Source organism: Streptomyces hygroscopicus subsp. hygroscopicus (assembly GCF_001553455.1).
Classification (GTDB): domain Bacteria; phylum Actinomycetota; class Actinomycetes; order Streptomycetales; family Streptomycetaceae; genus Streptomyces; species Streptomyces hygroscopicus.
Window position 1 is genome coordinate 16,787 of record NZ_BBOX01000217.1, and the last position, 10,461, is coordinate 27,247.

At 71.2% G+C, this 10,461-nt stretch carries 10 protein-coding genes; 4 read left to right on the top strand and 6 right to left on the bottom strand.

The annotated features are described in order from the left end of the window. Nucleotides 1-53 precede the first annotated feature (53 nt). A complete protein-coding gene (tyrS, locus tag AXW62_RS22445) occupies nucleotides 54-1,472 on the top strand; it encodes a tyrosine--tRNA ligase (protein WP_060946111.1) in 1,419 nt (472 codons plus the stop codon). Between the two features lie 274 nt (nucleotides 1,473-1,746). On the opposite strand, the gene AXW62_RS22450 is transcribed toward tyrS, so the two are convergent. Further along, nucleotides 1,747-2,034, bottom strand: a complete 288-nt coding sequence (locus tag AXW62_RS22450) for a GlsB/YeaQ/YmgE family stress response membrane protein (protein ID WP_060946112.1) — start codon at nucleotides 2,032-2,034, stop codon at nucleotides 1,747-1,749. A gap of 213 nt (nucleotides 2,035-2,247) precedes the next feature. On the opposite strand from AXW62_RS22450, the gene AXW62_RS22455 reads away from it, so the two are divergent. Both AXW62_RS22455 and AXW62_RS22460 read left to right on the top strand, forming a co-directional pair. Then, nucleotides 2,248-2,637: a DUF3099 domain-containing protein gene (locus AXW62_RS22455; RefSeq protein ID WP_030841261.1), complete on the top strand. Its 390-nt coding sequence runs from the start codon at nucleotides 2,248-2,250 to the stop codon at nucleotides 2,635-2,637. 193 nt (nucleotides 2,638-2,830) lie between these two features. Further along, a complete protein-coding gene (locus AXW62_RS22460) occupies nucleotides 2,831-3,067 on the top strand; it encodes a hypothetical protein (protein ID WP_060946113.1) in 237 nt (78 codons plus the stop codon). A 211-nt stretch (nucleotides 3,068-3,278) separates the two neighbouring features. On the opposite strand, the gene moaA is transcribed toward AXW62_RS22460, so the two are convergent. The 3 genes from moaA to AXW62_RS22475 form a co-directional block, all read right to left on the bottom strand. Continuing rightward, nucleotides 3,279-4,268: a GTP 3',8-cyclase MoaA gene (gene moaA / locus AXW62_RS22465; protein ID WP_060946114.1), complete on the bottom strand. Its 990-nt coding sequence runs from the start codon at nucleotides 4,266-4,268 to the stop codon at nucleotides 3,279-3,281. Between the two features lie 103 nt (nucleotides 4,269-4,371). Continuing rightward, nucleotides 4,372-5,991 (bottom strand): monocarboxylic acid transporter, encoded by a 1,620-nt coding sequence (locus AXW62_RS22470; RefSeq protein WP_060946115.1) that lies wholly within the window; start codon nucleotides 5,989-5,991, stop codon nucleotides 4,372-4,374. After that, nucleotides 5,988-6,344, bottom strand: coding sequence for a DUF485 domain-containing protein (locus AXW62_RS22475; protein WP_062010948.1), 357 nt, complete (start codon nucleotides 6,342-6,344; stop codon nucleotides 5,988-5,990). The genes AXW62_RS22470 and AXW62_RS22475 overlap by 4 nt, the downstream gene beginning before the upstream one ends. A gap of 664 nt (nucleotides 6,345-7,008) precedes the next feature. Between AXW62_RS22475 and AXW62_RS22480 the strand changes: the two genes are divergently transcribed. Continuing rightward, nucleotides 7,009-8,541, top strand: coding sequence for a S8 family peptidase (locus tag AXW62_RS22480; RefSeq protein ID WP_060946116.1), 1,533 nt, complete (start codon nucleotides 7,009-7,011; stop codon nucleotides 8,539-8,541). Nucleotides 8,542-8,683: 142 nt separating this feature from the next. Here the strand turns inward: AXW62_RS22480 and AXW62_RS22485 are convergent, their stop codons facing one another. Together AXW62_RS22485 and AXW62_RS22490 are read right to left on the bottom strand one after the other, a co-directional pair. Then, nucleotides 8,684-9,364 (bottom strand): lysoplasmalogenase, encoded by a 681-nt coding sequence (locus tag AXW62_RS22485; RefSeq protein WP_060946117.1) that lies wholly within the window; start codon nucleotides 9,362-9,364, stop codon nucleotides 8,684-8,686. Further along, complete coding sequence (locus AXW62_RS22490; RefSeq protein ID WP_060946118.1) at nucleotides 9,361-10,239, bottom strand: sterol desaturase family protein; 879 nt, start codon at nucleotides 10,237-10,239, stop codon at nucleotides 9,361-9,363. The genes AXW62_RS22485 and AXW62_RS22490 overlap by 4 nt, the downstream gene beginning before the upstream one ends. Nucleotides 10,240-10,461 lie beyond the last annotated feature (222 nt).

The following is a 10,461-nucleotide window of genomic DNA, read 5'->3' on the forward strand; positions in this document are numbered from 1 at the left end:
ACTGGTCCACGCCCATCCAGGCCATATCCGTATCGTCTATCCCCAGGAACGCCATGACACGCCTCGGCGAATCCGTCGCCCGCGCCAGCGAGCTCCTCACCCAGGACCTCTCCTCCGACAAGACCGTCGAGCGGCTGCTCGAGGAGACGGGCTCGCGGCGCTATCTCGACCTGACGGACCTGTCGCCGATGGAGCAGGCCGAGCTGATCGCGTCCCGTACGGTCGAGATCCTGCCCGGGGTGGAGGAGCTGGCCAAGCGGATCGAGGAGCGCGTCGGCTCCGGCAAGGGCCTGGCGATCAAGCTGGGCATCGACCCGACGGCCGCCGATGTGCATCTGGGCCATGTGGTGCCGATGATCATCCTCAACCGCTTCCAGCGGATGGGACACGACGTCACCCTGCTGATCGGTGACTTCACGGCCAAGATCGGCGACCCGTCGGGCCGTACGGCGGAGCGCCCGCCGCTGACCGACGAGGACATCGCCCGGAACCTCGCGGGCTACCAGGATCAGGTCCGGCCCTTCTTCGACTTCGAGAAGGTCAGCTTCCGGCAGAACAGCGAATGGCTGGCGCCGTTCACCTTCCCCGAGCTGCTGGGGCTGCTCTCCCAGGTGCCGGTCTCCCAGCTGCTGCAGCGCGAGGACTTCCGCAACCGGCTGGCCGCCGGCTCTGGTCTGACCATGTCCGAGCTGCTCTACCCGATCGCCCAGGCCCTGGACTCGGTGGCCCTGGAGTGCGATGTGGAGCTCGGCGGCGCGGACCAGCTGCTCAATCTCCAGATGGGCCGCAAGCTGATGGAGCTGCGCGGACAGCGGCCGCAGCTGGTCGTCACGATGCCGCTGATCGAGGGCACGGACGGCACCGGCGCCAAGATGTCCAAGTCCAAGGGCAACTACGTCGCGCTGTCCGCGACCGCCGACGACGTCTTCGGCAAGATCATGTCGATTCCGGACCGGCTGATGAAGCCGTACCTCCAGGCATGGACCGAGTGGACGGACGCGGAGATCGCCACCGTGACCGCCCGGGTGGAGGACCGGTCGCTGCATCCGATGGATCTGAAGAAGGTCCTGGCGGGTGAGGTGGTGGCGGCGCTGTACGGCGTCGAGAAGGCGATGACGGCCCGTGCGGGCTTCGTCGCCCAGTTCTCCAAGAAGAGCTTCGCCGACGTCGGGACGCTGCCGGTGGTCGACGCCGCGGAGCACGGCACCGAGTCCATCGCGACCGTGCTGAGCAAGGTGCTGGAGTTCCAGCCGAGCGCCTCGGCGGCCCGCCGGGTGGCCAAGCAGAACGGTCTGCGGCTGGTCGTCGAGACCGAGGGCGGTCAGGAGTCGGTGGTGCTTCCCGAGGCCCAGGCGGTGCGCCCGCTGGCCGAGGTGGTCGCGGAGACGCTCGCGTCGGCCGGGCTCACGGCGGCCTCCGGCACGGTCTACCTGAAGGCCGGACGGAAGATCGCCGAGGTGCGGGGGGTGTAGCCCGCCCCGCCGAAAGCCGAAGTCCCATGAGCGCGCTGGAGCTGCTGAAGGCCGAAGCCCCATGGGCGGGCTGGAGCTGATGAGAGCCGAGGCTCCACGGGAGGGATCCGGAGCCGTGCGGCCCGGAGCGGCGGCCGGCGCGCGTCCACCACGCGCGCCGGCCGCCGCCGCTCATCTCGGCACCCTCGTGTCGGCGCCCCGTCTCCCCCGGCCGTCCTCGGCGCCCGGCTCCCGCCACGGCGCCCGGCTGACGGCCCTCATCGGCTCACGGCCCTCATCGGGTCACGCTCCGTCTGCGTCCGCCGCCGCGGATGGAGTGCCACAGCGGTGTGCCCAGGGCGACGATCAGCACAGCCCCCGCCAGCTGCAGCAGATGCCGGATCCAGTCGAAGCCCCCGGTGTGCCTGACCCCGATCCAGCCCGCCACCGCGTTGCCCAGCATGCCGCCCAGAATGCCGTAGACGCAGGTCAGCCAGAGCGGAATGGCCTGTTTGCCGGGCAGGATCGCCCTGGCGATCACCCCCAGGATCAGACCGACGACGATCGCCCACAGCCAGTTCATGTCGCCTCCCGACACGCGGCGAAGAGATGCACGTTCCTTCCAGTGTTCGGCCACTTCGGATACGGCGCACGCCGGAAGGCCGGTAAGCCGTGTGGCGCACCCGGGTCGGCACCCGTCAGGGTGCCCCGGTCTCGAACCAGGAGCAGGCGCGGCGTAACGTTGAGTACGTTCCAGAGCGGGAAAGCCCGCTCGGCGATCAGGTGGTGGAACGTGATGCGGAAGCACGGCGGTACGGAGGTCTTCCGGATCACCGGAGCCCGGCAGGGACTGGCCGACGACGTGCGCGGCCGGCAGCGTCGCTATGTGATCTCGATGTCGGTGCGGACCGTGGCGGTCGTGCTGGCGGCGGTGTTGTGGAACGTGGAGCGCCACGTGGCCATCGTGGCCCTGGTACTGGGCGCGGTGCTCCCGTACATCGCGGTGGTGATCGCCAACGCGGGCCGGGAGAACTCCACTTCGCTGCCCACCACCTTCATCCCGGCCCCGCCCCGTCCGATGCTGATGGCCGGGCGCGGTGAGGAGCCACCCCCTTCCCGCGGGGCGGAATCCGTCCCGGAGGACGTCGGACATATCAACGATCCTGGACGCGGCGAGCAGGGCTGACCTGCCGCGTTGCGGCAAGCTCAAGAAAACCTCAGATCAATAGTGCAGTTCCGGTGCACCGCGCCCCATCCCTCGTGACATACTGCGTACGCGCTCCGCATCCCCCGTCGGAGCGACGGACCGACGCCGGGCGGCTCCCCCCGTGGCTGCCCGGCGTCGCCGTGTCCGGCGGGCTTTCCGTAGAGTCTGCGGTGTGAACACCCGCGAGACCGCCGCCGAGGCCGACACCGTGATCTGCTCCGCCAAGGGCTGCCGCGCCCCCGCCGTATGGGTGCTGGCCTGGAACAACCCCAAGATCCACACCCCGGAGCGGCGCAAGACCTGGCTGGCCTGCGAGGAGCACCGCGAGTATCTGTCGACGTTCCTCGGGATGCGTGGCTTCCTCAAGGACGTGGTGACGCTGGAGGAATGGTCGGCCGCCGACCACTGAGCCCAGCGCCGGAAAGCTCGGGAAGACCTCAGATCAGTCACGCGGTTCCGGTGCACCGCGCTCGATGCCCGGTGCCACACGTCCCGGCGCCGCGGAACCGCGGCGGTGGCAGGGCGGCGGTGGTCGCGGCGGGCGTCGGCCTTTCGCGGCCCCTCGCGGCAGGCCCCGGTTCCGGCACCTCCGCCCAGGTGGCGGGGGTGCCCGGAGGGTGTCAGCCGCCGATCGCCGACATCGGGCGGTCGGGCTGGAGGAACGACGGGTCGTCGAGCCCGGACCCGGCCTTCTTGCCCCACATCGCCTGCCGCCACAGCCGGGCGATCTCCTCGTCCGGGGCCCCGGAGCGCAGCGCTCCGCGCAGGTCGGACTCCTCGCGGGCGAACAGGCAGGTGCGCACCTGGCCGTCGGCGGTCAGCCGGGTGCGGTCGCAGGCGCGGCAGAAGGGACGGGTGACCGAGGCGATGACGCCGACCCGGGCCGGGCCGCCGTCGACCAGCCAGCGCTCGGCGGGCGCGGAGCCGCGCGCCTCGTCCCCCTCGGGGGTGAGGGTGAAGCGGGTGCGCAGGCTCGCCAGGATGTCCCCGGCGGTGATCATGCCCTCGCGCTTCCAGCCGTGCTGGGCGTCGAGCGGCATCTGCTCGATGAAGCGCAGCTCGTAGCCGCTCTCCAGGGCCCAGGCGAGCAGGTCGGGGGCCTCGTCGTCGTTGAGTCCGGGCATCAGCACCGCGTTGACCTTCACCGGGGCGAGCCCGGCGGTGCGCGCCGCGTCGAGGCCGCGCAGCACATCGCCGTGGCGCTTGCGCCGGGTCAGGGCCTGGAAGACCTCCGGGCGCAGGGTGTCGAGCGAGACATTGACCCGGTCCAGGCCCGCGTCGCGCAGGGCCCGGGCGGTGCGCTCCAGCCCGATGCCGTTGGTGGTGAGCGACATCTGGGGGCGGGGGGCGAGGGCCGCGCAGCGCTCGACGATGCCGACCAGGCCGGGGCGCAGCAGGGGCTCACCGCCGGTGAAGCGGACCTCGGTGACCCCCAGCTCGGTGACGGCGATCCGGACCAGCCGGACTATCTCGTCGTCGGTGAGCAGGTCCGGTTTGGCGAGCCACTGCAGGCCCTCTTCCGGCATGCAGTAGGTGCAGCGCAGGTTGCAGCGGTCGGTCAGGGAGACACGCAGGTCGGTGGCTACGCGACCATAGGTGTCGATCAGCATGGTGCGGCCCCTCCACGGTTGGCGTGCGTGCACTGCGCTCAATTGTCCCGCAGCCTACGCGACGGGTGTGACAGGGAGGGGCCGCGCGGGTGGCACAGGCGGCTCAGTGGGCGCCGTGCCCGGTGAGCGAGCGGACCTCCAGTTCGGCGTACTTGTCCGGGTCCGGCTCCTCCTTGGACAGCAGGGTGCCCACCCAGCCGAGCAGGAATCCCAGCGGGATGGAGATCAGCCCGGGGTTCTCCAGCGGGAACCAGTGGAAGTCCACGTCCGGGAACATCGAGGTCTCCTTGCCCGAGACGACGGGCGAGAAGAGCACCAGGAAGACCGAGGAGACCAGTCCGCCGTAGATGGACCACAGCGCGCCCCGGGTGGTGAACCGCTTCCAGAACAGGCTGTAGAGGATGGTCGGGAGATTGGCGGAGGCGGCGACCGCGAAGGCGAGCGCCACCAGTCCGGCGACGTTGAGGTCGCGTGCGAAGACCCCTAGGACGACCGCGACGGTGCCGATGCCGACGGTGGCCCAGCGGGCCGCCGAGATCTCCTCCTTCTGCGTCGCCTGTCCCTTGCGGATGACGTTGGCGTACAGGTCGTGGGCGAAGGAGGACGAGGAGGCGAGGGTGAGTCCGGCGACCACGGCGAGGATCGTCGCGAACGCCACCGCGGAGATCACCGCGAGCAGGATGGCGCCGCCGGTGGAGTTGGCTCCGCCGCCGATCTCCTCGGCGAGCAGCGGGGCGGCGGTGTTGCCCGACTTGTTGGAGGCGATGATGTCGTCGCGGTCCAGCAGCGCGGCGGCGCCGAAGCCCAGCGCGATGGTCATCAGGTAGAAGACGCCGATGATGCCGATGGCCCAGTTGACCGACTTACGGGCGGCCTGGGCGGTGGGCACGGTGTAGAAGCGGATGAGGATGTGCGGCAGTCCCGCGGTGCCCAGGACCAGGGCGATGCCGAGCGAGAGGAAGTCGAGCTTGCTGGTGGCGTCGAGCCCGTACTTCAGCCCCGGCTCCAGGAACGACTCGCCGATGCCGCTGTTCCTGGCCGCCTCGCCGAGCAGGTCGGAGACGTTGAAGTGGAACTTCAGCAGCACCAGGAAGGTGATCAGCAGGGTGCCCAGGATCAGCAGCACGGCCTTGACCATCTGCACCCAGGTGGTGCCCTTCATGCCGCCGATGGTGACGTAGAGCATCATCACCACGCCGACGAGGACCACGATGAGGATCTTCCCGGCCTCGCTGGTGATGCCCAGCAGCAGGGAGACCAGCACGCCCGCGCCCGCCATCTGGGCCAGCAGGTAGAAGATCGAGACGACGATGGTGGAGACGCCCGCGGCGGTGCGCACCGGGCGCTGGCGCATCCGGTAGGCGAGCACGTCGCCCATCGTGTAGCGGCCGGAGTTGCGCAGCGGTTCGGCGACCAGCAGCAGGGCGACCAGCCAGGCGACGAGGAAGCCGATGGAGTACAGGAAGCCGTCGTAGCCGGAGAGCGCGATGGCGCCGGCGATGCCGAGGAAGGACGCGGCGGACATGTAGTCGCCGGAGATGGCCAGGCCGTTCTGGAAGCCGGAGAACTGGCGGCCGCCGGCGTAGAAGTCGGTGGCGTCCTTGGTCTGCCGGCCCGCCCAGACGGTGATGGCGAGGGTCGCCACGACGAAGACCGCGAAGAGCGTGACGATCAGCAGCCGGTTGTCCGAGGCGCTCTCGGCGGCGAGCAGATGGGGGCTCATGGGCGCTCCTCCAGACGGGACCTGATCGCCTCGGCGCGGGGGTCGAGCTTGGCCGCGGCGTGCCGGGAGTACCACCAGGCGATGAGGAAGGTGGTCAGGAACTGGGCGAGCCCGAACACCAGGGCCACGTTGACATGGCCGACGACCTTGGTGCCCATGAAGCCGTCCGCGTAGTTGGACAGCAGGACGTAGAGCAGGTACCAGCTGACGAACGCGATGGTGAGCGGGAAGGCGAACGAGCGGTGGGCACCGCGCAGTTCGCCGAACTCCGCGCTCGCTTGCACCTCGGCGTAGGAAGAACGGTCTCGTTGCCGCTGATCGCCGGGGCGATCGCTGGCCGGTGCGGTATCCACGGTCTCTCCTGGTGGGTGGGTCCGGTGGGGAGAACTACGGCGGCACGGGGTGATCCAGATCACGCATGGTAGGGCGCGGCCGACCCGTACGACAGGGTCCGGTTGGTTGGAAGACGGACACGGATGCGGCGGAGGGATCGGCTCCGGGTACTGTGGCGGGTTTTCTTCCGGAATGCATTGATGCCCGACCTTGATCAGCGATAGCTTCCATCGTCATGTACCCGCCCCTGCGCCAGGTGCGTCCGGGCGGTCCGCACGGACGAAGTGGAGATCCCATGGCTCATCCGAGATCGGCCCCTCCAAGACCCGGACGGCGGGCCTTTGACGGCCCGTCGGCTCCGTACCGCCCCCTCGCCACTCCCCGCCGCCTCCGCCCCGGTCCCGCGGCGTCCCGGGGTGTCGAGGCGGCGAGCGGGATCCGCCCCGTGAGGGCGCGCGCCTTCGCCTGTGCGGATGACCCCGGCCCGGCCGCCGCCGTTGACCCGGCCCGGACGGCCGCCCGCGCCCGGGGGCTCCGCGTCCCCCGACTGGCGCGCTGAGCGCGCGTTCGCGCCCCCGGTCCGGAACGCTGTCGGTCCAGCCCGGCCCGACCGCCCGGATCGTCTTCCCTCACGCTCCATCACACTCCATCACGCTCCATCACACCGAGAGAACCGGAGTACCCATGACGCCGCGCCGCACCTCCCTGCCGCTGCGCACCGCCGCGATACCCGCCGCCATGGCGCTCACCACCGCGCTGGCCTTCCTGCCCACCACCGCCACCGCCCTGGGCCGGGACGGCCACGCCGCCGCGTCCGCAGCGGCCGACGGCCCGTCGCTGAGCTATGTCGTCAACACCCGTCCGGGGCAGGACCCGTCCCGGATCCGCAAGGCCATCGCCCAGGCCGGCGGCACGGTGGTGATCTCCTACGACCGGATCGGCGTCATCGTCGTCCACTCCGCCAACCCGGACTTCGCCACGACCGTCCGCAAGGTCCGCGGCGTCTCCTCGGCCGGCAACACCCGCACCGCACCGCTGCCCGCCCAGTCCACCGACGACATCGACGCGCCGAAGCTGCTGAGCGAGAAGGAGCGGCAGGCGGTGGCGGCGAAGGCCACGGCCGGGCAGGACCCGCTGGAGCCGCTGCAGTGGGATCTGCCGGCCATCAAGGCGGACAAGGCCCATGAGAAGAGCCTGGGCAGCCGGAACGTCACCGTCGGGGTCATCGACACCGGTGTGGACGACACCCACCCCGATCTGGCGCCGAACTTCGACCGCAAGGCGTCCGTGAACTGTGTGACGGGCAAGCCGGACACCACCGACGGCGCCTGGCGGCCGAGCGCCGAGGAGTCCCCGCACGGAACGCATGTCGCCGGTGAGATCGCCGCCGCGAAGAACGGCATCGGCGTCACCGGGGTGGCCCCGGGCGTCAAGGTCTCCGGCATCAAGGTGTCCACCACCGGCGGGTCCTTCTACACCGAGGCGGTCGTCTGCGGTTTCGTCTGGGCCGCCGAACACGGTGTGGACGTCACCAACAACAGCTATTACACCGACCCGTGGTACTTCAACTGCACCACGGACCCGGACCAGAAGGCCCTGGTCGAGGCGGTGCGCCGGGCCTCGTCGTACGCGGAGCGCAAGGGCGTGGTCAATGTGGCCGCGGCGGGCAACGAGAACTACGACCTGACCTCGGACACCATCGTCGACCCGTCCAGCCCCAACGACGGCACCCCCAGTGACCGCGAGGTGGACCCGCGCGTGTGCCTGGACATCCCGACCCAGCTGCCGGGCGTCGTCACCGTCGCCTCGACCGGCGCCAAGGGGCTCAAGTCCTCGTTCTCCAACTACGGCCTCGGGGTCATCGACATCGCGGCCCCCGGCGGCGACAGCACCGCCTACCAGAAGCCGGAGCCCCCGGCGACCAGCGGCCTGATCTACAACACGCTGCCGGGCGGGAAGTACGGCTACATGGCGGGCACCTCGATGGCCTCGCCGCATGTCGCCGGTGTCGCGGCGCTCATCAAGAGCACCCATCCGCACGCCTCCGCCGCGCGGGTGAAGGCGCTGCTCAAGGCCGAGGCCGACGGCATCGCCTGCCCGACCGACTACGACATCGACGGCGACGGCACGGTCGACGCGGTGTGCGAGGGCGGTAAGCGGTACAACGGCTTCTACGGCGCCGGGCTCGCGGACGCCCTGGACGCCGTCCAGAAGTGACCGGCTGACACCCTGTGCGGGCCGCCGCGGCGATGCCGCCCGGCGGCCCGTACGCACGTCCCCCACGAAGCCGCGACATCAGACGGCGCCCCCGGCCGACCTGATCGGCGTCAGACGGCGCCCCCGGCCGACCCGACCGGCGTCAGACGGCCTTCCCGGCCGACCCGGCCGGCGCCGGTTCCGGTCCGGGGCGCGGGGTTTCGTCGCGCAGCACGCCGGCCGTCAGCAGCCACTGGGCGGCGGCATAGCCCGCCATGATCCAGAACTGGGGCACCGGCGGCCGTGGCCAGCCGGCGAGCCCGGCCGCGATCAGGGTGTCGGAGAGCAGGAACAGCGCCCCGCCGAGCCCGGTCCACCGGCCCGCCCCCAGCGCGCCGAGGCCCATGGCCGTCAGCAGCAGGCTGTAGCCGGCGACGGGGAGCCGCAGCGGCGGCTCGAGGCCGGGCCACAGCAGCGCCACCGTGCCCAGCCACGCCGCCCCGTATCCGGCGGCAGCCCAGGGTGCCGTACGGCGCCGCCCGGCGCGGGCGAACAGCGCCAGATAGCAGAGGTGCCCGGCCGCGAAGCACCCCATTCCGGCCAGGAACGCGGCCTGGCCGCCGGTCTGCAGCAGCACATCGCCGCCGCAGCCGCACAGCAGCGCGGCGGGGAGCGGCCACGGCCCGCCGCGCACCAGCGCCCATCCGGCGAGGACGGGCATCAGGGCGGGCTTGGTGAGATGGGCGGCGGCGGTGGCGTCCGCGAGGAGCGCGCCGAGGTGAACGGCCGTCAGCAGCGCGAAGAGGACCGGCAGGGCCCGTGCCGCGCGCCCGGTGGCGGTCACCCCACCCCCTCGCCGACCGGGTCCGGCCGCACGGCCTCCGGGGCCGGTCCGGGCCGCCAGCCCGGACCGGCGAAGACCCGGCCCGCCCGCTCGCGCCAGCCCCGCGCGGCCGCGACGTCGCGGGCGATGGCCACGTACTCGTGGGTGGCCACGCGCAGCGGGTTGTAGGTGTCGATGTTCTTCGTCAGACCGTAGACGGGCCGCTCGGTCTCGGGGACGAACGTCCGGAACAGCCGGTCCCAGACGATGAGGATGCCGCCGAAGTTCCGGTCCAGGTAGTCCCCTTGGGAGGCGTGGTGGACGCGGTGGTGCGAGGGGGTGTTGAAGAGGAACTCGACGGGGCGCGGCAGGGTGCCGATCCGCTCGGTGTGGATCCAGAACTGGTAGACGAGGTTCACCGACGAGCAGAACGCCACCGCCGCGGGGTGCACCCCGAGCGCGATCATCGGCACGTAGAACGGCCATACGGTCCAGGTGGTCCACGGCTGCCGCAGGGCGGTGGTGAGGTTGAACCTGCGGCTGGAGTGGTGCACCACATGACACGCCCACAGGATGCGGACGACGTGGTGGCCGCGGTGCGACCAGTAGTACGAGAAGTCCTGGGCGAGCAGCATCAGCGGCAGCGTCCACCACTCCACCGGGACGCGCAGCGGGGTGAGTTCGTGGACGGCGGTGTAGACCGCCACGATCGGGATCTTCCACATCAGGTCGAAGACGAGGCTGCCGAGCCCCATGGTGACGCTGGTCGCGGCGTCCTTGGCCGCGTAGCCCTCGGCGTCCTCGTCGGGGTGGAGCCGGTAGCTCACCATCTCTACGACGGTGAGCAGGACGAAGGCCGGAATCGACCACTGCACGGCATTGGGCAGATGTGGCATGTGCGCAACATAGAACCGCCCAGGAGGTCACGGCCAGGGGTAGTTACCAACAAGTACGGTAGATGGCGTGTCAACAACGGGGCCCGGCCCGCACCCCGCGGCGTTCCGGACCGGCGGCACGGCCCTCCCGCACCCCGCGGCGTTCCGGACCGGCGGCACGCCCTCGCCCGTGCGCCGCCGGCGCTCGCGGCGGGACGACCCGACGCCCCGTCAACCCCGGGC